At 34.6% G+C, this 24,621-nt stretch carries 15 protein-coding genes, 2 pseudogenes and 1 CRISPR repeat array (1 of these 18 only partly in view); all 17 genes and pseudogenes read right to left on the bottom strand.

All coding sequences use genetic code 11. The annotated features are described in order from the left end of the window. Window positions 1-533: a CRISPR direct-repeat array (repeat unit 36 nt; unit sequence GTTTTACCTCTTTCTAAATAAACATAGTGCTAAAAC) (it extends 289 nt beyond the left edge of the window). A gap of 180 nt (window positions 534-713) precedes the next feature. The 17 genes and pseudogenes from P3U61_RS03115 to P3U61_RS03035 all read right to left on the bottom strand — a co-directional run bounded on the left by P3U61_RS03115 (window position 714) and on the right by P3U61_RS03035 (window position 24,612). Then, window positions 714-1,562 carry a hypothetical protein gene (locus tag P3U61_RS03115; RefSeq protein ID WP_187530761.1) on the bottom strand — a complete coding sequence of 283 codons (849 nt, stop codon included), beginning with the start codon at window positions 1,560-1,562 and terminating at the stop codon, window positions 714-716. After that, the gene (gene cas2, locus P3U61_RS03110; protein WP_014613261.1) at window positions 1,559-1,852 is read right to left on the bottom strand and encodes a CRISPR-associated endonuclease Cas2; all 294 of its coding nucleotides are present in this window, start codon (window positions 1,850-1,852) and stop codon (window positions 1,559-1,561) included. The genes P3U61_RS03115 and cas2 overlap by 4 nt, the downstream gene beginning before the upstream one ends. An 80-nt stretch (window positions 1,853-1,932) precedes the next feature. Continuing rightward, window positions 1,933-2,808, bottom strand: coding sequence for a type II CRISPR-associated endonuclease Cas1 (gene cas1 / locus P3U61_RS03105; protein WP_199613448.1), 876 nt, complete (start codon window positions 2,806-2,808; stop codon window positions 1,933-1,935). Next, window positions 2,798-6,802, bottom strand: a complete 4,005-nt coding sequence (gene cas9 / locus P3U61_RS03100) for a type II CRISPR RNA-guided endonuclease Cas9 (RefSeq protein ID WP_199613447.1) — start codon at window positions 6,800-6,802, stop codon at window positions 2,798-2,800. Before cas9 ends, cas1 begins: the two co-directional genes overlap by 11 nt. Window positions 6,803-7,031: 229 nt before the next feature. After that, a complete protein-coding gene (gene lacG, locus P3U61_RS03095) occupies window positions 7,032-8,438 on the bottom strand; it encodes a 6-phospho-beta-galactosidase (RefSeq protein WP_099997489.1) in 1,407 nt (468 codons plus the stop codon). Window positions 8,439-8,455: 17 nt separating this feature from the next. Further along, window positions 8,456-9,313: pseudogene (locus tag P3U61_RS03090) on the bottom strand (PTS lactose transporter subunit IIBC); the annotation flags it as partial. Window positions 9,314-9,358: 45 nt separating this feature from the next. After that, entirely contained in the window at window positions 9,359-9,757 is a 399-nt protein-coding gene (locus P3U61_RS03085) for a hypothetical protein (RefSeq protein WP_199576802.1), read from the bottom strand. Then, a pseudogene (locus tag P3U61_RS03080) lies at window positions 9,755-9,955 on the bottom strand (helix-turn-helix domain-containing protein); the annotation flags it as partial. The gene P3U61_RS03085 and the pseudogene P3U61_RS03080, both read right to left, overlap by 3 nt. 528 nt (window positions 9,956-10,483) lie before the next feature. Continuing rightward, on the bottom strand, window positions 10,484-11,872 hold the full coding sequence (locus P3U61_RS03075; protein WP_189695472.1) for an N-acetylmuramoyl-L-alanine amidase: 1,389 nt from the start codon (window positions 11,870-11,872) through the stop codon (window positions 10,484-10,486). Between the two features lie 12 nt (window positions 11,873-11,884). Next, window positions 11,885-12,190, bottom strand: a complete 306-nt coding sequence (locus P3U61_RS03070) for a phage holin (protein WP_096588836.1) — start codon at window positions 12,188-12,190, stop codon at window positions 11,885-11,887. A gap of 47 nt (window positions 12,191-12,237) precedes the next feature. Continuing rightward, complete coding sequence (locus P3U61_RS03065; protein WP_020219677.1) at window positions 12,238-12,633, bottom strand: hypothetical protein; 396 nt, start codon at window positions 12,631-12,633, stop codon at window positions 12,238-12,240. Next, window positions 12,617-13,039: a hypothetical protein gene (locus P3U61_RS03060; protein ID WP_086429241.1), complete on the bottom strand. Its 423-nt coding sequence runs from the start codon at window positions 13,037-13,039 to the stop codon at window positions 12,617-12,619. The genes P3U61_RS03065 and P3U61_RS03060 overlap by 17 nt, the downstream gene beginning before the upstream one ends. Window positions 13,040-13,076: 37 nt before the next feature. After that, window positions 13,077-13,379, bottom strand: a complete 303-nt coding sequence (locus P3U61_RS03055) for a hypothetical protein (protein WP_100008545.1) — start codon at window positions 13,377-13,379, stop codon at window positions 13,077-13,079. 40 nt (window positions 13,380-13,419) lie between these two features. Beyond that, window positions 13,420-13,578 carry a hypothetical protein gene (locus P3U61_RS03050; protein WP_020219680.1) on the bottom strand — a complete coding sequence of 53 codons (159 nt, stop codon included), beginning with the start codon at window positions 13,576-13,578 and terminating at the stop codon, window positions 13,420-13,422. Then, the gene (locus P3U61_RS03045; protein ID WP_323695713.1) at window positions 13,568-18,145 is read right to left on the bottom strand and encodes a phage tail spike protein; all 4,578 of its coding nucleotides are present in this window, start codon (window positions 18,143-18,145) and stop codon (window positions 13,568-13,570) included. Before P3U61_RS03045 ends, P3U61_RS03050 begins: the two co-directional genes overlap by 11 nt. A 15-nt stretch (window positions 18,146-18,160) precedes the next feature. Then, on the bottom strand, window positions 18,161-19,669 hold the full coding sequence (locus P3U61_RS03040) for a phage distal tail protein (RefSeq protein WP_129950954.1): 1,509 nt from the start codon (window positions 19,667-19,669) through the stop codon (window positions 18,161-18,163). Continuing rightward, entirely contained in the window at window positions 19,666-24,612 is a 4,947-nt protein-coding gene (locus tag P3U61_RS03035) for a phage tail tape measure protein (protein ID WP_270861560.1), read from the bottom strand. The genes P3U61_RS03040 and P3U61_RS03035 overlap by 4 nt, the downstream gene beginning before the upstream one ends. Window positions 24,613-24,621 lie beyond the last annotated feature (9 nt).

Here is a 24,621-nt window from a genome sequence, read left to right as displayed (position 1 = left end):
AGTGCTAAAACATTGGACCGGCCAATAAACCCAATACTTCGTTTTACCTCTTTCTAAATAAACATAGTGCTAAAACGCAAGTACTCAACACTTTCAACAAATGACAGTTTTACCTCTTTCTAAATAAACATAGTGCTAAAACTGATTTAGATTTAAGAAATAAGTTTAAAGGTTTTACCTCTTTCTAAATAAACATAGTGCTAAAACTACTGCTTGCCCTTTCGTTTCTGATTTTAGTTTTACCTCTTTCTAAATAAACATAGTGCTAAAACAACTTTTCACATGTGTTATTCAAAGATTTGTTTTACCTCTTTCTAAATAAACATAGTGCTAAAACTATAATATCACGGGTTTGACACCAGTTTTGTTTTACCTCTTTCTAAATAAACATAGTGCTAAAACAGGTTGCATTCAGTATATTTTGTACATGCAGTTTTACCTCTTTCTAAATAAACATAGTGCTAAAACAAGGACAACAGATTGGATTATCAGGTAAAGTTTTACCTCTTTCTAAATAAACATAGTGCTAAAACCTCAAATCCAAAAACATTAACTCAATCCTTTTCAAAATTGAGGCTTAGCACTATTAAAAGAAGTCAGATATGATACTCGATGATAAAGTTAACACTCTTCATCACGAATGAAGTCACATAGTCATTACTTCATCGTTGGATCAACTTTTCTCTATCATATAATGTTAAATATAGTATAGCCTAATTGTAATGATTGATAAACTTAAAATATCGCTCATACTCGGAAAGGTTTTCACCAACGAATTCGTGATATGCAATCATGTTAACTAATTGATGACTCACTACTTCTTCAGGCACAAATAACATTAATTCTTCATATATTTTTTCGATGTCGTGGCACTTCTTATTACTTTTACAAAGAAATATGTTTTCCTCGTTAATAATGATAGAAGGATGATTAGTGAAAATAATCGTGGTAAATTTATATCTCTTTATAAGGTGTATAAACTTTTTAATATCGTGTATGCCAAGATGTGATTCCGGAAATAATATAATTAAAATGTTTTCTTTTGTTGGATGAATGAGTAAATCAATGAATGCTTTTCTCTTGTTAAGTTCATTTAAATCTTTCAGCTGGTTGTGAAAATCTAATCCAAACAATTTCAAAAGTTTCCTTAATTTAAATGTTGATGACTGCAACTCTATTTGATAATCACTGTCATATATACCTAAACTGCTTATTAGATGGGTTAGACTTTGTTCAAATTTTAAAAATTCATAGTTTGTTGTTTCACATTTAATGATCTGCTCTTCAAAAATTTGATACACCTTTTCTTCTATTAATTTTTGCCCTAATACATCTCTATCTCCACCATTTAAAATAATCGGATGAAAGTTTTTAGAATTTATCGTTTCATAGTCATCTGATATAAAATGTGCGAACTGATTTTCTACGACTGGTTTATTCGTCATATAATCCATAAAATTTTGTATAAACATTCCACACAGATCGGTATCTTCAAATGTTATAATATTTAAACTTTGTTCTTTAATTTCGAGAACCTCGGTGACATGGCTTGCAATTTTCATAATTCAATCACTCTTTCAGAACTTAACCCTATCTGGCCTTTTGGAGGGTTTCCAACTAAACACTTCATATTTGAAAACTGATTTTCTGTCACAACTAACGTCTGGACGATACCATTTGAAGGTACCACACTTTTTAATTTGGTGATTTGATAATTTAATGTAGAACTGTTAAAAATCAACTTACAATATATTGAGAATTGGAGCCTCACATACCCTTCATTCGTTAGGAATTTAACAAATTGCCGGTATGCTCGTCTTTCACTCGATGTCTCTACCGGTAAATCAAACATTAAAATTAATCTCAAATATCTCACCTCAACTCATAGCTCCTTAATGTTCTATAGTATTTATAAATTAGAATAAAATGGTCTTAATAGGTCCAAGTTGGTATTTTAATAACCTCTCTATTCCCATTCGACAAATATTTAAATAAACTGTCTACATATATTTCTACAGCATTCAGAAAATAATATTTTTTGTTATCAATCTTGAGCTTTCTGTTTAAAATATCCAATATTGCTCTTTTTTGTTCGGTTTCAAATTGTTGTTCTACATTTTTTAAAACCAAATAATCTATAAGTGGCCTGAAAATCTCCATAAAGTCAGACGCTAAATTATAAATATTAAATTCATTATGGTGTTTAATGCCCAATTCAGTAAGATAGCCCTTACTTACAATCGTTCTTGCTACAATTGCTAATAATACTTGATAGCCATAATCCATAGCCGCATTTTGAGCCGTGTCATCACCACGTGCATACCCAGGATCTAATATGATATTAAAATAAACTTTTGCCGCATGCCCTTCGCGATTGGTACTATCATCTAACTCTACATTATTTGCAAATGCGTCAAATAACTCACTGTCTCTTTCTTTAAAACACTCTTGAATTACTTGCTTTTGGTTTAAAATTTTATGCTTGACTAATAACTGCCAAAGTTGACCTTTTCTTTCGTTTTTCCAATTCATTTGATTTTGGATAAGTCTTGCTTGTCTGTGGTGACCGTATAGGGGTAATAAAAGTGTATTAGGCAAATGTTTCGTATTACATAAAATCGTTACAATCTTTTGATCACTTAATGCGTTCATGAGATGCCCAGTCATTGACACATTAGGATGTTCAATGACTAGACACAGAATTTCGTTTAAAGGAATACGGTTTAAATTTTCACTTTTAACAATTAATTGATTCATTCTAAGTGACAATTTCGATTCTTTCGTTATGATTACTGTTCTAAAGCTCATTTCTAGACTCCGCTAATTTAAACAATGACTTAGGTTTCGTTGTTTTCAAGCCTGAAATTGATGTATATGCGATTTTAACATCTTTTCCTTTTCCTAAAAATGCACGATGAGTCATACTGTTTTTTCGACTTCCAATTTTATCTGATCTTGTGGCGGATGCTGTAACGACTTTAAATAATTCGTCTAATGCTTTTATAAAATCTTCATGCGTTTGATTAGATTCTGAAAAAAACGTCCGAACTCTTTTCTCTTTTAACTTACTATTTAAATAATGGTGATATTCGTTAATTACCTTTTCAGCTATAAAATCATATTCTTTGAGTAACTTTTCAACATTTGTCTCTTTATTATTCATCACATTGTATAAAGAAAGTTGTTGCTCAACAGTTAACTCGAATTGTTTTGCATTAATTACTTCCTTTCTCGAAACAAAATAGCAAGGATGATTATTAATGTATAATAAATCACCTTTATTTAGTGAATAAACAATCTGGGCATCTAATACCTCGTCCTTATTCTCACGTTGTGCTAAGTATAATGCTAATTCTTTTTCATTACCGTTTTGAAATTTATAAAAATCAAATACGTAATGATCAATCATTTGATACTCCATTTTCTCTTTTCCCTTTTTATTCACACTTTTAATTGCAACAACATAAGTTTGATAAGGCGTGAGTCCTTTATAAACAACTTCATTACTTTTGTTGGATTCATACTTTAGTTCTGCTGTTTTTGGTGATACTGCTGTCTGGTTATAAAATTGTTGTGGTATATTTGCTAACTTTCTAGAATAATTGATTTTAAAATGATTCATATCTAACTTGATTTTTGAAATAAGCCGTTCACCTTGGCTCACTTCCATTTTTTCGAGCTTTTTAAAAAAGAACAGTTCTCTCGACTTTTGCTTCGTATTAAACTCACCTAAAGCTTTCCATTTCTCTCTTACTTTCTCCCATTTAAAATTGAAATCAAATAAATCTACATTAGGATAAGCAAGTTGCGCTCCGTGATATACAACCCCATTCAAATAAGCATCAATTGCGTGATGTGCATCGTTCATTTGACGTATTTTAGGAATATCAAATTTCTTTCTAAATTCACTCACCATTTTAGCCTTCATTGGTATCACTTTCGTATTCGGATATTCTTCTTTAAGAAAATCTCTCACATGAACAGAAATCTGCCGCGTTTCGACAAGCTGACGTTGGATAAATCCCTCTTTGTCCATTGCAGTAAATTCTGGTTTCATTAATTTATGCAATTTACTGTCACTGATTAATCCCGCTTTGTTTAAACTTTTCCAGTAAGCGATTCTTTCATAAGGTTGTTGGATGAATTGTAACGGAACTTGATCCCCTTTTGTTTGGTTCATTTTTTTAATGACTAACACTTTATTATCGATTGAATCGTCTTTAATAAAACTTCTAGGGAAGATGTGGTCCACTTCGTAATGTTTTGTCGCATTTGGAGATAATAGTGCATCTAAATCTATGCTTTGTCCAGAATACATACACTTCCCATTTTGAGATAAGTACAACCATAACTTTTCTTGTTGTAACTGTTCATTATTCAATTTATTAGCGACGTCAATAATATATTTGTATTCATCCACTGATTTTAATTTGTTTTTCTTGATATTGTCATCCCATAGTTGTTTCCGACTTTTTTGTTTCTTCCCTTTCTGTTGATCTTCTGTCGCAAATTCCATAATAATCTTTTCTGGTTCACCAAATATTGAAGTCAATTCTCTCACCAATTTAATTGTTGACCAAATACCTTTTTTCAATGCTGGAGAAGTTGTTAAATTTGCAATATCTTGATGTTGAATTTTGTTTGATTGTACCTGATTTTCTTCTTTTATAAAATTCTGAAAGCCATAAACATCATTTGTTAAAATTTCCATAAAGTTTTCATCAGAATGTCTCAACAATTCAATTATTGAGTGTCCTTGATACGCGTGCGTTAATAGTTTTTCACTTAATCTTCCCCACCCCGAGTAATTCAACTTTTTCAATTGATTGATTTGTTTTGACGTTAACTCTGGATAGCACTCTTTCAATTTTTGGACTAATATTTTTTTATCTTCAAAAATAGTAATCCATTGAATGATTTCTTCAATTTGTGCTCTTTTACCTTCAATATCCCCAAAAATTTTAGTCATATCTTGATAGGAAGATAATTTCGAAGCAAACTTTTTATCATCTTGCGTTCCAAAAATAGACAGCTTTTCACCGTGATTCATAAAATTTTCGCGATGATTTGAATTCAACATGATTTCTAAAAATTTACTATGACTAACTGTTTTATGCTTCTTGAAGATATGTTCAACTGCAAACAATTTAATTTGAGGCATCATTCTGTATTTGCGATTTTTTGGATCTGTTTGGAGTCTAATTTGGGTCGCATTTAATTCGTTTAATACTTCCATTTCTTGATATAACAAACTATTTTTCGGCAATACATCTTCATTTATTAAATATGAACATTTGTTCGTCATCCGTCTAATAAATTGAGTAGCACTTTTCGAACGATCCACAACTTCGTCAAAGTTCCATGGCTTAATGCTTTCATTTGATTTTCGTTCCACCCAACCAAACTTGGAAGCTGTATGATCGTTAACAAGCGGTCCAACATAATAAGGGATTCTAAATTGAATAAGACTTAAAACTTTTTCAATCATTTCATCAGTAATTTCAGCATGGTACTTTTGTTGGTTTCTCAAAATGGTTTCAGCTTCATACAAATTGATTTGCATCGGAATACTTGCGTTATCTGTTGTATTTAAAACTTTTAACAACGTGTCATTTTCCGCTTCAAAATATAATTCACTATCTTGAGGGATGATTTTTTTGAGTTCCTTAATTAATAATGAATATTGCTTTTTAGGTCGAATTAAATATTGATCGAATAAACAGAGTGAACTAAAGGTTTGGTCATTCGGAGTCGCATCATATTGTTTTAAACTTTTCTTACTCGAAACAAAAATCTTTTTAAACTGTGTTCTCGTTGAATCCGCTTTATATACAATGTCTTTCACTTGTTTTAATTCATTTCTAAATTTATCGTAAGCCGCTACTTTTGACATTGCCATCGATTTTTTACCTTTTAAGATGTCTTGAAGTGTCAACGATAAGTAAATTTTATTGGTACGCTCAATAAATTCCGATTGCTCTACCGTTAAAAATGGCGTTAAGTTTTCCTCATAATTATCAGCAAAAGTATGCGATTGGTTCGCTCCTTTTAACTCCTCTGCATTATCAGCATGATTGAATAGCTTACCTTCATTAAATTTAAGGCCTAAAAGCATGATTGAGAATTGCTCAAGTTTTTTCTCCATATTTTTCACACGTTTGGCTCGATCATTTTTAGTCATTTCATTATCTTTTAAAATTTCATAGATGACTTTTGTCTTCTCGTAATCAAGGTTCAATTTGATATTATTAAGGTTTTCATATGTTTCAATCAGTTCTACAAAATCATGCATGTTATCATTGTTGGTTAAATTCTCGATTTTCAAATGATCGAAAAGAAAATGTCCTCTATATTTCACTAAATGGTATAACGCCATATAGATAAGTTCAGGGTCAAATTTTTCGTCTTTTAATAAAAGTGCTTCTTGCAAATGATAAATCGTTGGGTATTTTTTTGACTCATAGCCTAAGAAACTTAAAACCTCAGAAAGACTCTTATTTTTAAAATCCATGTTGTCATTTTTCCACGCAAACTGTCTTTGAAATTGATAAAAGTTAGGGTTTTGAACTAATGGCGCTAATAATTCTTGAAGTAGTCCTAAACGTTTAATCCGACGATTTTTTCTTCTTCTTGATGTCCTAAACTGTCTCCGTTCTTGAGCTGTTAGTGCACCGTCAAATAAATATACACCTAACGCATCTTTATCATGGTATTTTAAAACATTAAAACCTTTATCCATACACGCATATCCGACGCTTCCCGTACCAATATCGAGACTTAAAATATAAGGTTTTCGACCCATTACACTTACCTCCATTTAATTTATTTATTAATATTATCGCAAATCATTTGATAATTGTGAATACTTATGATATTATTACATTGAAGCTTTTACTTCTTTCTAAATAAACATAGTTAAGTTAAAACAAGCTTAAAGCGTCAATGTAATATTTTATTAACACCCTACTGTGTCAGTGGGGTTTTTTAATATCAAAAAACCAAGACCCGTTTAAAAGTCTCGGTTTTTCATACTATAATTCAATGATTCGTGTTTCTGCGAGTTTCTTATACCAATATGCACTCTTTTTCGGATAGCGTTGCTGTGTTTCAAAGTCAACATAGAATAAACCATAACGTTTTTCATAGCCATTGGACCATGAGAACACGTCCATTAATGACCAAATGAAATAACCTTTTACATTAGCTCCATCCTCAATCGCATCTGCAATCACTTCTAAATGTTGTTTGACATAATCAATACGTGCATCGTCTTGAACTGTATCATTAATAAATTCGTCTTTATAACCTAATCCATTTTCTGTAATATAAATTTTTTTGTAATTAGGATAATCTTTTTTTACACGCATAATTTGATCATACAAACCTTGAGGATAAATCATCCAATCCCAATCTGTTCTAGGGACATCTACATCAAATTCACGTTGCCCAATCCCTTTCAGTTGGTATTTTGAACCGCCTTTGTCACCTTTAGAATTATGCGTAATTTCACTTTCACCTTCAAAACTACGCATCCAATCACTCATATAATAGTTAATTCCTAAGAAATCATTTAAGTCTTTGGCAACTTCTAGTATTTCAAAATCTTCTGGTCTTAAATCCAGTGCCCCACCGTTAATACTCAAAATGTGGTTAACGCCATCCATCGTTTCTTTAGAGTAATGCCCTAAATACGTTGCGTCTAATATAAACTTATTATGGATAATATCTTCTAATTCAGCCGCGCGAACATCTTCAGGATCGTCCGGGTTAAAAGGATATTTTGTAGGCAAGGCATGAACAACACCGATTTCACCTTGATGACCTTGTTCCTTGAATAAAGCAACTGCTTTTGCATGTGCAACCATCATATTGTGATGTGATTGAAACACTTTTTCAAAATGATATTGAATACCTGGTGGGAATTTCCCTACAAGATACTGGCCATCCCCAATAGGTCCGATTTCATTGAATGTTGTCCAATAATTCACTTCTTTAAACTCGTTAAAACAAAATTCAGCATAATCAACAAAATGTTGAATATTATCTCTGTTTAAGAAGTCACCATTAGAATGTAAAGCTTCTGGTGTATCAAAATGATGTAATGTTACGAAAGGTTCAACGTTCCTTTTCATGCATTCTTTAAAAAGACGATGATAATAATCTACACCTTTAGGATTAACCTCTCCATAGCCCTTAGGAAAAATACGTGACCATGCGATTGATATTCGTATTCCATTCACACCAAATTTTTCACTTAACTCTAAGTCAACAGGATAGCGATGATAAAAGTCGCTAGCTGGTTCTGCTGTGTACCAATAATTTTTTTCTAAATAAGTATCCCACGCTACTCTACCTTTACCATCTATATTTGTCGCACCTTCAGCTTGATATGCTGCTGTAGCACCACCAAAAATAAAGTCTTCTGGTAACTTTTTCATTAGATTTTGATCTCCTTTTATCTAAAATGATCTTGCACAAATTTCAAAGCTGCTTGGCCATCACGAGTAAGGCTAATGTATTCCCCACCTTGTGTCTTAACAAGCTTTATTCCGAGCCTATCTGTATCTTGTTTAATATCTTGATAGTTTGAAGCAACTTGTGGGGCTAAAATGACGAGATCGAAATCCTTCATAATATCCATATGTGCGCCATAACTATCTGCAGCAGCTTTAACAGGTGCTTCGTACTCCGTAGCAGCTTGGTTTAAAGCGTTGGCTAGTAAACCACTTGTTCCTCCTCCAGCACATAGTACAAGTACATTAATAGGTTTAGTAATAGGGTTTGAACTGTTTGCTTCTTGAGTCATATCAGCGACGGATTGATTTGTAGACGCATTTAAAATAGCATCTGCTTTTGACGTATTAAAGTTTTCTCCCACTTTTGCATGTAATTCGTTCGTACTGTCAATACCTTTCAACTCATCATCTAAAATTTGATTATCATAGACTTTGAAGAATGGATAGTAAATGAAAGTATCAACAACGATTAAAGTCATTGCTAAAACAAATGACCACACACCAAATCCTGTCCCCATCACGATTCCTAATGGACCTGGAGTCGTCCAAGGTAAGAACACACTAAAACTATTCATACCAATGACATCAACAAAAAACTTAAAAATCCACACATTAATAATGGGTGCCATGATAAATGGTATAAAGAATATAGGATTTAATACGATGGGTGCACCAAATAAAATAGGTTCATTTACACCGAAAAATGTAGGTACAACTGAGGCACGCCCAATTGCTTTATTACGTTTTGATTTAGACAGCCACATAAATATAAACGGGACTACTAATGTCGCGCTTGTTACATAACTATCATTAACCCCACCTATTGCAGGCGGGGTGATTTATTATTCGATTACGCCAATATCTTTTGCGATGCCAGCAAAACTTTTATTACCTTTTAATACTAACGTAATATAAATTTCAGCATCTTGTTCATTTTCGAAGAAGATGCTTTCTATATAATTTTCTCCGGCTTGATCTAGTTCGAGCCATTTAGATTCTAAAGCGTCTACATTATATTTTGTAACCATATCGTCGAATGGCACTTCTTCAGTTCTATTGATTTGAACTTCATAATACATCTTGCCATTGTCATGCTCAACTTTATTCAACAAAACATATTCAACGTTGAAACGACCGTTATTGTCGTTTTCGATGTCAGTAAAATACTGACCGAGACTATCAATTAATGTAATATTATTTTCATTTTCTAATTCTACTACCTTATTTTTTAATTTTTCCATTACTTCCAACCCCTTTTGGTAATTGTATAATTTTTCAGCAGTGTCTAGTGTTAGATCGTCGATTTTATTTTTGCCGTTTCTTAATCTTCCAATCTTCGCTCTGCTTACTCCAGTTTCTTTTTCGATTTTGTAACTTGTGATTGATTTATTTTTAATTAGATATTGAATGCTTTCGTAAACTTTTCGGAAACTATCCATAATTATGAAATGAGGCGAAATCCCCTATATAATGAATAATAAAATTGCTAGTATTAGAATGCCAATTGTCAAAGCGAATGAAATTTTTTGTTTCGTTTCTCTTTTCATTTTAACCACTCCTTTATATAATGAGAGGTAAGGAGCCCCATTCGGGGTCTTACCTTAGAACACCTTGTAGATGAATGTTAAGAGTAACACGATAAAAGTTGCAATCTTTAATTTGTACTCAACATCTTCTCGGTGTTCTTTTTTTATTCGTTGTTTTCGCCTCATTTCCCTCACCTCCTATATATATTATAACAAATACGTATACGTTCGTCTACTATTTTCACTAACTTTTTCTATTTTTCGCACAAAAAATACCACACCAGTTAGGGTGTGGTGGGTGGATAGGCAACCGTCGCAACAGTTACCCTCGAGTACACTCCGCAGATGTATACCGCTATTTCAACTTAATTATAACATAAAAAAAGAGGGCAGCCGTATAAGCTACCCTTAAATCATGTCGTGTGCTGTTAGTATACCACATTATGCCCACTTAATACTGCCCCAGTATTTTTCTTTTTTAATTTTTTCTTCTTTGTCAGTAATCTTACATACTGCACAATAGAAAAACTTTTTGCTTGCTCCTGGAGCTTGATATTTAAACTTAATCCACCAGTAGCCATCTTTTTTAATAACTTGGTAGAATTCAACCCAATCGTTTTTATTGTATAGCCACGATCCTTTGTCGACCACTTCACCTTTTAATCCAGGTTCACGTCTAACTTTAATTGCTTGATTAGGGTAGAATACACCGCCCCAGTTCCACGTCGTTTGTTTAGCTTGTTTTTTACTTGCTGGAGCTCCACCAATTGGCTTGCCATGAATCGCACCCGCAATGTCTTTGGCATATTTGTCATAATTCTTTTTGATATAATCCATATCTTTTTTGCTTGTGATAAAACCTAGCTCAGACAGTCTGTAATTGACGTTAATTTCTGCCGATACGTTTACATTCAACAAGTCATTGCGCGGCGTTACGCCTCGAATTTGCCCCACATTTGACTTAATTACAGACTGAATCGTGTTGTCGATTGAATCAGCTTTGAATTGTCCTGAAATGATAACATGTCCTCCTTTCGCTGATGCACCTGCTGCATCTAGATGAAACTCAATGATCGCGTCCGGTTTTTGAGTGTTTTTAATCCAATACATACCATAATCTTTACGATTACCTACACGCTGACCGTATGCAGTATCTTGATATAAATCTTGTTTCATTGTTGAACCACCATATAAGTACACGTCATGTCCCGCTGTACGCAAGTATTTAGCGACATTAGGTACAATGTACTTACGAATAAAGTCACGTTCATTTGTGCCGTTTCCAACAGCGCCAGGATCATTATATCCGTGACCGGCAACCAAAACGATTTTACGTTTTACTGGTTTAGGTTTTTTAGCCGGTAGAATACTTTTAATCGTTTTCTTTTCAGCATAATGCAATCGAATAAATTTCATTGGATTGTCATAGTAATGCCATCTTTTTGTGACTGTTTCCCAACCTGGAAAGTCGTTAACAAAGCCGCCACCGAGCCAGTTTTGCTCAACAACTTCAAAGCTGTCTAACGTTGCCTGTGTAACGACTGCGACGTGTCCCGCACCGTTTCCGTAACGTCCATTAAATAAGACAATGTCGCCCGCTTGCGGTAAAAAATTTGGTGTGTTGTTATATACTGTTGCGACGCTAGCTAATGTTTTGGCGTTATCGATAGCAATATTTTTAGCGTACATTCCGTACAGCGCTAAACCAGTCATATAATTGAAGTAAGCATTAGCATAATCGTAACACTGGTAGCCATAAGCGCCATCAAAATCATATTGTTTGCCCACCGATTTATTTATCCAGTTGATTGCTTCTTGTTTCGTTCTCATCGTGTAACCCCCTTAAATATTTTGGTCGATGTCATCATACGGGTGAGCAGGTTCAACCGATTGCTTAATAGGTGCTTGCCCTGTCGCTTTAGCGAATTTCTTCTCAGCCTTATATTTTTTTAGCTTTTGATTTGCCCAAATACCCTCTTTAGTAACGGGGTTATCCTTGTACCAAGTCCACAATGCTGCACCTGTTAAGATGAGTGTGTTAAGGTCATCTTCCGTTGTTGGAAGTGGTGACATATTGTGATTAGCTAACCATTGATTCACTAAAGCTAAAATTAATACTGCTGTTCTTAATACCATTGATTTATTCATATATATAATCCTCCTCAAAATAAAAAGCCGACGCATAAGCGCCGACCTTAAAAAAAGTAATGCGCTAATCCTAGCGCTGCCATGATAACGCCGAAAATGCCAGTAATAATCGTCGTTGTAATTTGTACATTTCCTTTTTGCTTTTCTGAGATGTCGTTAGAAATGTCTTCTAGTTTTTCGTCATGTGTTTGTACTTTAAATCTAATCTCTGTAAAGTCATTACCAAATTTAAGCATTGTTTCGTTTAATGTTTCAAGATGTTTTTCTGAACGCTCTTGGGACTCAAAGGCACGCTCTTGTAGTAAAACTTGTCTATCAACTGTCTTTTCTAATTTGTTCAGTGCTTCTGTGTGTTTACGATCATTCTCGTTAATTTTCTCATATATCTTACCTCTTGAATTTTCCCATTCGTGCCTTAAAACGAATTTATTGTCGTCGTTCATAAATCGCCGCACCTCCGAGGAAACCAATCGCACCACACACAACAGTTAATACAGCAAATTGTGCCCATGTCAGCCAATTAATCGCATTGAATATACTTGCACTCGTCATCAAAAAATAGATAATAGCGCTTGATAATCCGCCCACTAAAAGCAACCAATTACATATGTTATTGTAAGGTTGTCGTGGCAGAAAAAAAGCCGATGACATCAAAATTATGGACGCAATCATCAATAAATAACCCCACGCCCAGATAGGCATAACTTCATGTAATCTCAGATAAAATTCAGAATCTTTAATGACTTTGTTTTGTTCATAAGACCAAAAAAGCGCTCTTACAAAAGTAAAAGCACTTAATCCAAAAATTAAAACAAATGCAATCGTTTCACTAAAAGTTTGCTTTTTCAAATAACTGTACCTCCTCTGTCTCTATTTGTTTAGAGGTCTATTCTGTCTCTTCTCTCATTGACGGCTCCTCTGCTGTTTCTTCGTACACTGTGCCGTCTTGATTGTACTTTGTACGCGTCACCTCTTGTTTTACATAGTATGTCTCTGTGCCGTTGTTAAAAATTCCTGCGAGCATGTTTTGGATTTTGCACGCTTGTTTCACCTTTTCTTCTTCGTTAAATTTAAAAGCTGTGTTAGGTGTTGCACCTCTCATAAAACTGTTTGAATAGTTTTGTGTCAAAGGACTTTCTTCTCCTTGTTTATTAACTTCAACTAAGTAATATTCAGTGATTTGATTCATGATAATTCCTCCTAAATTTTTTAATATATTAAAAATAGCCTTACTCTTGTTGAGCAGGCTCATTTTTAACGTGTTTTAATTGTTCGATATATGCTTTAAGTATTCTATTCTCATGAATAAGTTGATTGTTCTCTTGTTCAAGTACACTAATTAAATACTTATTATCAATCGTCACATCTTGATTTTGATTATTTTCCATATTTTAACACTTCCATTTCAGATTTTAATTTTTCAATTTCTTCGTTTTGTTTTTTTAAGATGGGTATTAAATGAATCCACAACCTGTCATATTCAATACCTTCAATTTCTTTATCTTTTCCATAAGTCACAAATTCTTTAAGTCCAACCGACTCAACATCTTCAGCGATTAACCCTGCGTATCTTTTCAGCTTAAAATTTTCGTTTTCTTGACGTTCACCTGTCAAAATTTCTCGAGCATACGTTTCAGCTTCAAATTTATCAAACCATGTCTTAACATCTAAATTTAAAATTTTCTTAGAATGGTTATATTGCTGTTCTTCATCGTTGAACTGTTTCTCTTGCGATAATTTATATTTACTAGCTGATGTCGAACGTCCTAATGTTCCATAAGAAGTGATGTATACGTTCGAGGCACTAGAATATGTTCTGTTGTAAATTGCGTTAGAAGTGATATAGTCTCCTGCAACGTTCATCCCTTGCCATCCGCCGTCTTTAGTTTTAGAGATTATATTGATACTCGCGTTAGAAAAGTGAATGCCAGATCCATTAACGCTATTGTACTGAATGCCGACGCCTTCTTGTTTCTCCAGCACTCTACCCGAAAACATTAGTCTATATTTTGGTTCCATTCCATACGGTCTTAAATAAGCAGTTTCTAAAACTCGTGTGTCTCTTATAACGATATCTTCATTGTAAAAGAATCCTTGACGATAGCCTGGAATTCCTTTTGACCACATCATCGCTACGTTTGATGCGTCGTCTGGGTTTGTTTTGTCTTTGCTATAAGTAAACGCCATGAAATTACCTGCACCTTGCAAACTCAAACTCAAGCCTCTTGTATAACTGTCTACCGTTAAAACTGATGTGCCAATATACCCAACATAAAAAGTATTGTTGTAAAAATGGTGTCCTCCGCCGTTTAAAAGGCTAGTCATCTGTCCATTTTCCCATGTTTCTAAGCCATTTCCAGTCATACTCAAAGATGTACTAATATTATTAAATGCTACTTTTATTTTTTCTGATGACAAGTTTTTAATTGTAGTAACGCCATTTTCTATAATTACGTCGCCTTGATTGATATTGATAAGACTAGAGTTTAATAATACGCCTTGATCGTTCAACACTAAATCAGAAATAGTGCCGTTGTCGTTATAACTTAACGACACCCCATTGACCGCGCTAGTCACGACTTGCGCTATCGTTTTATCTAGCAACTGTTTTGACGCATTATATTCTTCTTTTGTTGCTCTTTGTTCAATGTCTTTACCATTTTGTGTGATACGAGTATCATATGTTGTCAATACTTTATCTTGTTGTTGTTTGAGTGTGTCTGCGTATTGTTTTGCGTTTGTTTCAGCGTTATCTATATTTTTTTGAACATCTTCCGGATTAGGTGTCCAATCCAATTCTTTTGTTCCTTTATATAGACTTAATTTACCAGCATGCACATTTGCGTCACGTGCAATCAATATAATTCTAAAGTCCTCTTTATCACCCGTATTAAAACGTATTATCCTGTCTTTTGTGTACGTTTTAATAATGTTACGTCCCTTATTGTAAAAGACGCCCATTTCAATATTTTCATCAGCCTCGTGTAATTTTAAAATGTAGTCAGTATTTTCTTCGAGCGGCACGTTAATATAACCATTCGCATCATAAAAAAAGATATTGATAGTTTTTCCTGTTGTCGAAAAAAGTAAGCTATAATCATCTTCAACCGTTGCTGTTTTTAAATACTCTGGTGACTTATAGCTTTTGATAAGGTTAACGTTACCTAAAGTTAAATTGTTAACTTGTTCGTCAGCATATTGTTTCATGCTATCAATACCACTGTTATAATCGTTCAAAGTAACTCTATCGGTAATTTGATTACTTAACTGTTGACGATGTGTTTCAGCATTATCTAGACGTTCTACCACACCTTGCAAATTAGATGTATATTCAGATTGACTCACTTTACTATCAATCGAGTTTGACATGATTTGTAGTTGTGCTTTTTGCTCATTCACTTCGTTTTTTAACGGATTTAATTGCTCGTCTAACGTGCGTTGTACGTCCGTCTTTGTTGCTGTTAGTAGTAAACTATCTTGTAGCACTTTGATGCTGTTTTCGGCTTTTGTCGTGCGAATTTTGATAGGTTCTAAAGAATTTGAAACGTTATTTATGGCATTTTCTGTGTCCTCTGGCGCAGGTGTCCAGTCAGTAGGTATTAAACCTTTTTCAAGTTTAATATCGTAAATCCATAAATCTGTTAAATTTTCGCCCACTAGATATAAATTACCGTTGTGGTGTGGTACGTCTTTTTTTAGTGCTTTAGGTCTTAACCTAATGATTACTCTTTGGAATTTATCCGAAATCAATTTAGGTGTTACACTTATCGTCTCTGTGTTATATGCTAAAAAATTAACTTTTTGTTCACTATTTGTTTTTAAATAGAAACTCAACACATATTCCTCTAGGTCTACTCCAAACAATGGTGCTATATCTTTAAAATTAAAACCAACAACACTACTTGAACTCGTTCTGACAATATTAGTAACTTTTACCATATTCCCTGTTCGAGAAGTTTCAGAGGACTCTAAAGACCTATCGCCTTTCGCTCCTACCATTCTCACGAATTTTAGCAAATCATTTGTTCCTAAAAGTAGGTTTCTACCTCCAAACTGAAGATTTTCAACTTTTTCGTCTATATCTCTCACACTGGCGCTTAATTCATTTCTTGTTTTCAGTACTGCGCTATCGGTATAGTTTTTCAAAGTTTTGTCGAGTTCACTTACATTCTCTTTTAAAACTTTTTCAATTTCTTTTAATCTTGCTTCGTTTGGAACGTCACTTGTTAATTGCTTATTATCAGAATCCCAATGTCCATTAGGTAACGCACTGGCAACCTTTTCCATCGCCTCGTTAAACTTTTCGTCTGTATATTGTGATTGCAAAAGTTTAAACCGCTCATCAATTGCAATTTTTGCATTTTCGACAGCGTTATATAAGGATTGCATTTTTTCACGATAATCTACAAATAATGCTTGTGTATCGATAAGTTTTCCAATTGTTGCCGTTTCCTCATTCATACTGTCGAGGTTTGTTTTGATGTGGTTAAACACGTCAACAGTAGCATTTAACTTGTCATTAACTTCTTTTTTCAACTCAACATCAACAAAGTATTCTGATTCAACAATTTCCGAAACTTCTTTTAATAGTCGACTATGTTGAATAGTTAGGTTTATGAATGTATTACTCAACCCGCTATACATCGCTTGTTCACGTGTAATAGCTCCTACATCAGAAGCGTTTTCGGCCGATGACTTAATCCATTTACCGTTAAAGTAACGACGTAATACAGGCACTTTAGTATTGCTCGTGTCTAACCATAGTAAATCGTTAATAGGATTCTCTGGTGGTGTATCACCTTTTAATATCTTACGTTCAAAATACTGTAGTTCTCCCTCGATGCTTTCTCTAACGATTGTATTGACGTTACTGAATTTATCATTAAATTTCTGATTAAAGTAGCCTAATCTATTTCTGAAATAGCGCAATAAATCATCTTCTTGATACTCGACGACTTTACCAAATTCGTAAGTACACTTATTGCTAATCAAGTCATGTTCGATGCCTATAACTTCACTTTCTGCATACAAAGTAGGTGTAAAGTCAGGATTCTTGATTCTTACAATATCACCATATCTTATCACTTCATGAGGAAATTCTTTTTCAATATCAACAACACTAATCTCATACGATACTGCTGCTGATTTGCGTTTATTAAGTTCAGTTTTAGCGAGAGTCGTCAGTCGTTGTAACGACATGTTGTCGTCTTCTGTTTCAGGTTCATATACACCCCAAATATAGCGATATGGTAAATCAAACTGTTTTTGCGCTTCGTCATCGTAAACAAATGTTTCGACTCTTTTTCCTTGTTCAGGTTCAGGACCAAGCGCAAATAACGCTGTTTTAACTTCCGAAAAATCAATAACGCGCTTCATGCTTAATAAGTCTTTACCATATTCGATTTCTTTACCTTTAAATAAAGGAGCCGGTATTTTCATATTTACACGACGTTCAACAACTTCATAACCATCGATTTCGATTTCATAATCTGCTTGTACTTCATGAGCTGTTTCAAGTTGACTAATCATTTCTAACGGCGTTCGTACAGACGTCCAAGAATTCGTTTTTAGTCCCGCGTAATCACAATCACCAACAACCCAACCACTATCTCTCAAAGTTTCAGATAACTTCTGATTAATCGTCATCTTTTCATATTTTCCTGGAGGAATTGGTTTAGAAGTTGAAATATCAACTAGATGTGATGCTGTACACTCTACGTCAACGTATCTGCCATCTTCTTCAGCGCGATCAATAATATACTCGCGATATACACCATTCTTATCTTGAATGATGATACGATTTCTTTTCTTAAAATGTTCTGCACGTTGACTTAAAATGCGTATATCAAGCAAATCGTTGTCTTTCGTCTTATGATATTTTGCTATAGTTACAGCGTTATCATCACGGCTGATAAAATCGATAATTTGACTATTGAAATTCAATACGTGAATCATGATCTGTCCTCCTTTCTATAAGTATCTATCTTGCCATTTTACGGTCGTATCAAAAGTTTCAGATGGATATACTACTAGTTCTGATACGCCTGTGTCTACATTAAAGTAGTTTGAACCAAAATCTTTTAAGCTAAGCGCATCTTCGTCATTAATTGTTACAGACTTTCTATGCATATCAATTTGTATTAAATCACCTTCTCGGATTTCAATTGGTGTAACATCAGATTGCTTAGGCAATAATTCTTGTATTTTAAATGCAAGGATACTATGCCATAAATACTTACTATATTTAGCTGCTTTACCACGATATAAACGTGCAATCCTTGCAGGACGTTGATACAAATTCCCTCTGTCAACTGTAATTCTCTCATCTTTGTTCAAGGGTTTTTTTCTGTCTGGGTCTTTATTAATATCATAAAAATAAGTAGTCACTTTAAGGTTTGTACCTTTACGCTCTAAAAATATAAAAGCGTGTATGTTTTTAAGACGCTTTAATTGTTGGGGTACATCTCTTTTGTATATACGACGCGCTTCATTGTGTTCGTTATATGCATACACAAGGATTTGACTATTATTAGTCGTTGCACTCGTATTCACATAAGTAATACTAAACAATGTTCGATTGTTCTCATCAACTAAAAATGCGACCGCTTTACCTGTCCCAATTCCTAAACCTTGATGAATAGAAACTTTGAAACGAATTCTAAAGTCTTGAACTGATTTAGTTAGCGATTTATATATTGCAGGTCCATGCCAGTTTGTTTGAGTATTATTCCCCCAATTTTCAGGATATATACTCTCCCTCTCTTTAGATAACTTGAATTTGCCACCCATAGCGTCGCCGCCATCTAACAAATTCCCAAAAGACGTATCATTCGGCATATATCTCCAATTACTTAAACCAGTTGTATGAAATTCGTCATTGAATACAAATGGTTCGATGTCTTTTGTGACTTTGTTTGCGTCCTCTGATTTCCCAATCATAAAATAATTCCGTTCATCTTTAGCAATAATGAAATTAGTAGAGTCTTTTAACGCTCTTGCTTCTACAATTATTGGTGTATCTGCAGTACCTGCATTTACAACTGAAATCGAATCAGAAATAGCTGTATTCTTATTACCTGTAGCTGAATATTTGTATGGATCAGTAAGTACGACTTGTATTTTGAATTGCACAAAACCATTATTAATACTTACAACTTCTATAGGGCCATCGAAATACGCATACCAAAACCAATTCTTTTTAGATAGTTGTAATTTCACCGGTTCGTTGTAGTTAAAAAATTTTGTTAGCTCATTAAGTATTTCATCATGATTCTTTCGACCTACTAAATAATCATTTCTAGCAATCAGTGGCAAATCAAATTCATAGCCGTTTAATTCACGAGACGACACAATACCACCTGCTCGGCCAGGAACTTTTTCAGTTTCTGTGGCAAAATTAAACGAGGGTATCTCAAACCCTCGTTCAACAATAAGCCAGTCTATTTTTTTATTATTTACAATGATTGTTTCATTTGTCATGTTGCGAATGCACCACCTCTATACATGTTTGACTTCCGTTCTCTACGCTCTCGTTTATCTTGATAACGATTATGACGACGTTCAAATGAATCATCGTCTACGACAAGTTCAAAGTCCTTTTCTGAAACAACTTGATTACTACGTGCAATTTCCATTAGTACATTAATTTGTTGTTGTTGATTCTCGATCATTTTTAATAACAATTCAGTGTTATCATTAGAATTTATGCGTGGTAGCTGACCAGGTCGTTTATTACCTGATGTTTTACCACTGTCAATATCTTGCGCTGCTAAAGCAAGTAACTTCATCGAATCACTATATAAAGCAGGGTCAGTGGAGATTACATATTCAGGATAACCACCTTCAGCAAGGTTATACCAACCTGAATTTTTGATAAATCCTCCACTAGCGAAGCGCTTAGCCTTATCTAATAAACTACTTCCATAATTAACTTTAGCATATCGCATGCCCGCCATTAAGTTGTCTAAAGTGTTATTATATTTGTCGTGACCTTTAGCTTTGAAGGCATTGAATGTCGATTTACTTATATCTAATAAGCCCGTACCATCTTTTTCATTAATTTTCTTCGACCAAAAATCTACAAATCGTTTAGTTGTAGGAAGTCCGGTTTGGTTTAATGCCGTTTTGACGGTTTCAGCAATACGCCCTAGACCACCGCCACCTTTTCCGCTCACTTTTAAACGACCTTGCCTTTGAGCTCTCCATAAATATGGTTCAGGGTCAACATCTCGGCCGTTTTTCCTAATACCAAAATGCAAGTGGGGTCCTGTACTAAAGCCTGTATTACCAGTAAGGCCGATAACGTCTCCTGCCTTAACAGTTTTACCGCTTGGTGGTGTTTTACTAAAATCTCTCAAATGGGCGAATATCATTTCCATTGCACCACTTATAACTTTAACCCAATTACCATATCCGCCGTGCATAAACGATTGTCTAGCTACTTTACCGCCCATAGGTGTGCGTATAGTTTTATAAACGAACGGGAAGTCAACACCTTCATGGAACGGGCGACCTGTAGCGGCTGTATATGCAGCAGTGTGACCAAAATGATAGTTAATCAATCGAGGGTCTAAAATTCCGCCTTTGATGTCTCCACCGGCTGAATCAAGCCCGCCTTTTAACCATTTAATAGCGCCATCTTTAATTTTGTTCCAAGCGCCACGCGTGATTTGACCAACAATACCCATCCCTTTAGTTAAGCTTCCGAAATCAATACCTAACGAAGATAGAAGTTTATTCAATAATTTACTAGGTTTGCCTACAAAATCTAGGACATCGCCCAATCGATCTTTCAACCAATCGCCGGCACTTCTCATTTTACTTCCAATCCAACTACCAGCTTTACTAAACCACGTTCCTCCATTAAGCTTAGGCAACGTTCCCGAATTTGCCATTTGTTGACGAATGCCACCGCTTATAACACGTCCACCTTTAGGGATGATGGTTGGGGTGTCTTTTGCGGGTGTTAAAGCTGTGCGACCATTTGGATATTGAATCAGCTCACGTCTACCATCACGACCTTTACCATTGCCAGGACCTTTATCTCCTACTATAGCCATTGTATCTTGCTTCATACGTCCATCAGAAGTAGTCTTAACACTTCTATTGATTTGTTGGTTATGAACCGTACCAGTTGAGAGTGTAGGAATTTTAGGTAAACTTAATTTTGAACCTACCCAGTTCAATCCTCTAATTAAGCTATTTAAGCCACTCTTAATTTTACTTACCATTCCACCAATATGGCCTTTGATTCTCCCTATAATACCGCGTAAACCGTTTGACATATTAGTAAAAATACGCCGAACGCCATTCCATAAACTTGAAACAATTCCAGTTACAGAACGTTTTATAGAGTTCCAAACATTTACAATACTATTTTTCACTCGATTAAAAATATTTCGAGTTCCTGACCACAAATAATTCCAAGTTCTTTTTATTGAGTTCCATAAATTTGAAGCAATTTTTGACACTGTTCTTTTTATAGAGTTCCATAAATTTGTAATCCATGATTTTACTTTGTTAAAAATACCTCTTGTTCCACTATAAAGAGTATTCCATGTGTTTTTAACGGAAGACCATAAAGACCTTACAATACTCGAAACTATATTCTTTATGCCTGTCCAAAGTTTTGAAATATAACTTTTAACTGCATTAAAGATAGTGCTAGTTGTATTTTTAACTGCTGTAAAATAACGCTTCACAGCATTAAATATAAACTTAACTGCATTCGATATAGCGTTTTTAATACCATTCCATACAAATTTAATGAATGTCCATATCCCGTTAAAAATTAATTTTGTGATTGATAATATACGTTTAAATATAGAACTAATAATTGACCATATAAACTTCAACACAGTTGCTATTACACTTTTAACACCATTAAATGCTGTACTGATTGCACTTTTAAAGAAGCCTCCGAACAATTTAACAACCTTTAGTATTTTACCAATGAACCATAATTGAACAAGATTCCATATTAGAGTCAATGCACCACTGAATATTTGTTTTACACCGTTCCACACTTGACCCCATTGGCCAGTAAAGATTCCGCTAAATATTTTGACGATACCTAAGATAACATCTAGCGCACCTTTGATGATATTTTTGATGTTATTCCACGTATCTACAATTAGTGTTTTAATGAGAGGCCATAAGAATTTCATAACCTCCCAAATAACTTTCATCGCTATTTGGATTGTTGGCACAATAATATTGGTAAATATCGTCTTAACTAAAGTACCTAACTCTCTTAAATTAGGACCTATTAAGTTTCTCAATTCGATAAAGAACCCTTTGAAGAAGTTGCCGATATTTACGAATGCTTGAATCACATCATCGCCGTTTTGTTTCCAAAAAGAAGCAATTTTTCCACCTATTTCTCGACCGAAATTCCATATAGCGTTAAAAACATTTATAAAAGTTTGTCTAACTTTCATTAAATTTACTGTAACTCTATTTGCTGTGGCTTTAGGCATAATTTTAGACAGTAAATCAACTGTAGGTAATGTATTTCCTGATAAAAGACTTTTTAAAGAGTTAAAAACTTCTTTAGCTGTGTTCCAAAGATTTTTAAATGCGTTCACGGCTGGATCAATCACTGTGTGAACGATATTTCTAAATGTCTCAGATTTTTTATAAGCTACTACAAACGCCGTACCAATTGCTACAACTGCCGCAATAGCTAATCCGACTGGTCCGAGCATAAATTTAAATGCTCCACCGACAAGAGTTAAACCTTTAGCTGCAAATGGTGCTTTGATTCCTAAGAAGTTCATTACACCACCAGCTTTAACGATTCCCGTCATCAATGGACCTAACGTTGTCATAATGCTACCTAATGCAGCTGTAAACATTCCTGTTGTTAAAATTAATGGTCCTAGTGAGGCTGCGAATACGCCAAGCCCTACAACGCCTGTTTTAACCCAGCCGGGCATACTTGTGAATTTATCCGCTAGCATGGCGAGAAAATCAGCTGCTCTTCTAATATGCGGCGCTAAAACGTCTCCTATGCTAATCGCCATCGATTCGATGGCTGACTTCATCTTACGGATAGAACCGCCTATGCCACCTTCCATTTCATCTGACATACGTTTGCTTGCTCCTGCGGAATTATCAATAGACTTAGTTAACTTTTGATAATCTTCATCTGACGCATTAATAATAGGCAAAATACCACTCATTGCTTCTTGACCAAATAAGGTTTTAACAGCGGCAGATTGTTGAGCTTTGGATAATCCTCCTAAACTCCCTCTTAATTGATCCATGATATCCCTGAAAGGCAACATTTTGCCCTCGCTATCAGTAATTGAAATACCTAAGCTTTCCATCGTCTTTTTAGCTTCACCTGTTGGCTTTGCTAACTTAGTCATCATGGATTTTAAAGCCGTACCAGCTTGCGATGCTTTAACTCCTGAATTAGCCATTAACCCCAGTGCTATTGATGTATCCTCCACAGAAAATCCAAACGACCCTGCTACTGGTGCAACATATTTAAACGCTTCACCTAATCCTGATACGTCAGTATTTGCTTTGGAACTTGTTTGAGCAAGTACGTCAGCAAAATGACTACTGTCTTTTGCTTTTAAGCCGAATGCACTCAATCCATCTGTAACAATATCACTTACTTGTCCTAAATCTTCACCAGATGCAGCCGCTAACTGCATGACACCATCAATACCGTTAAGCATATCTTTGGTATCCCACCCGGCCAAGCTCATATATTGAAGAGCTTCTGCTGATTCGGATGCACTAAACTTAGTTTTCGCACCCATTTCAAGCGCTTTGTCTCTTAATAAATTAAACTCTTTACCAGTTGCCCCTGACGTCGCTTTAACTTTGCGCATTGAGTCATCAAAATCTATGCTTTTCTTAGCCGCTAGTCCAAAACCAGCTACTACTGGTGCCGTCACATACATAGACATTGAACGACCAACACTTTTCATCGATTCACCGACACTAGTAAGTTTTGGTCCTATATCAGTAAACTTTTGTCCCAATCGACCGAAACTACTATTAGATACTCTAGCTGCTTCTTGCGCTTCTTTTTGAAATCGTTTGAAGCCATCTACAGTTTGTTCTAACTCGTGCTCAAGTCTATTCAATGTATCCGCTTGCTTATTGTACTCTGTACGCAACCTAACAGCAGCAGCGTTATTCGCTCCTTTATCTTTAACCATTTGTTCATATTGCTTGCGCAATTCTTTAACATTGTTACGTTGTTGTTTCGTCGCAGCATCTAGTTCTCGTATTCTATTTTTATAACTTGTCATAGACTTCTCGGAATATTTAAAGTTGTTACTCGACAATTTCAAGTCAGAATTTAATTGTTTAAAACTGCGCTTAATACCTGCAAGTGTTGAACCAATCCCCATATCTTGCATAGATAGGTCAATCTGCAAACCCTTAATTCTTTCTGCCATTCTTCCACC

This window comes from Staphylococcus pseudintermedius, from assembly GCF_034042775.1.
Taxonomy (GTDB): Bacteria; Bacillota; Bacilli; order Staphylococcales; family Staphylococcaceae; genus Staphylococcus; species Staphylococcus pseudintermedius.
The sequence above is the reverse complement of the archived record's forward strand: the minus strand, read 5'-3'. Positions and strand labels throughout refer to the sequence as shown.

Coding starts and splice junctions, on each gene's coding strand:
- P3U61_RS03115 (WP_187530761.1), bottom strand. CDS start 1,562: ATGAAAATTGCAAGCCATGTCACCGAGGTTCTCGAAATTAAAGAACAA.
- P3U61_RS03075 (WP_189695472.1), bottom strand. CDS start 11,872: ATGAGAACGAAACAAGAAGCAATCAACTGGATAAATAAATCGGTGGGC.
- cas2 (WP_014613261.1), bottom strand. CDS start 1,852: ATGTTTGATTTACCGGTAGAGACATCGAGTGAAAGACGAGCATACCGG.
- P3U61_RS03035 (WP_270861560.1), bottom strand. CDS start 24,612: ATGGCAGAAAGAATTAAGGGTTTGCAGATTGACCTATCTATGCAAGAT.
- lacG (WP_099997489.1), bottom strand. CDS start 8,438: ATGAAAAAGTTACCAGAAGACTTTATTTTTGGTGGTGCTACAGCAGCA.
- P3U61_RS03055 (WP_100008545.1), bottom strand. CDS start 13,379: ATGAATCAAATCACTGAATATTACTTAGTTGAAGTTAATAAACAAGGA.
- P3U61_RS03045 (WP_323695713.1), bottom strand. CDS start 18,145: ATGATTCACGTATTGAATTTCAATAGTCAAATTATCGATTTTATCAGC.
- P3U61_RS03040 (WP_129950954.1), bottom strand. CDS start 19,669: ATGACAAATGAAACAATCATTGTAAATAATAAAAAAATAGACTGGCTT.
- P3U61_RS03070 (WP_096588836.1), bottom strand. CDS start 12,190: ATGAATAAATCAATGGTATTAAGAACAGCAGTATTAATTTTAGCTTTA.
- cas9 (WP_199613447.1), bottom strand. CDS start 6,802: ATGGGTCGAAAACCTTATATTTTAAGTCTCGATATTGGTACGGGAAGC.
- P3U61_RS03085 (WP_199576802.1), bottom strand. CDS start 9,757: ATGGAAAAATTAAAAAATAAGGTAGTAGAATTAGAAAATGAAAATAAT.
- cas1 (WP_199613448.1), bottom strand. CDS start 2,808: ATGAGCTTTAGAACAGTAATCATAACGAAAGAATCGAAATTGTCACTT.
- P3U61_RS03065 (WP_020219677.1), bottom strand. CDS start 12,633: ATGAACGACGACAATAAATTCGTTTTAAGGCACGAATGGGAAAATTCA.
- P3U61_RS03050 (WP_020219680.1), bottom strand. CDS start 13,578: ATGGAAAATAATCAAAATCAAGATGTGACGATTGATAATAAGTATTTA.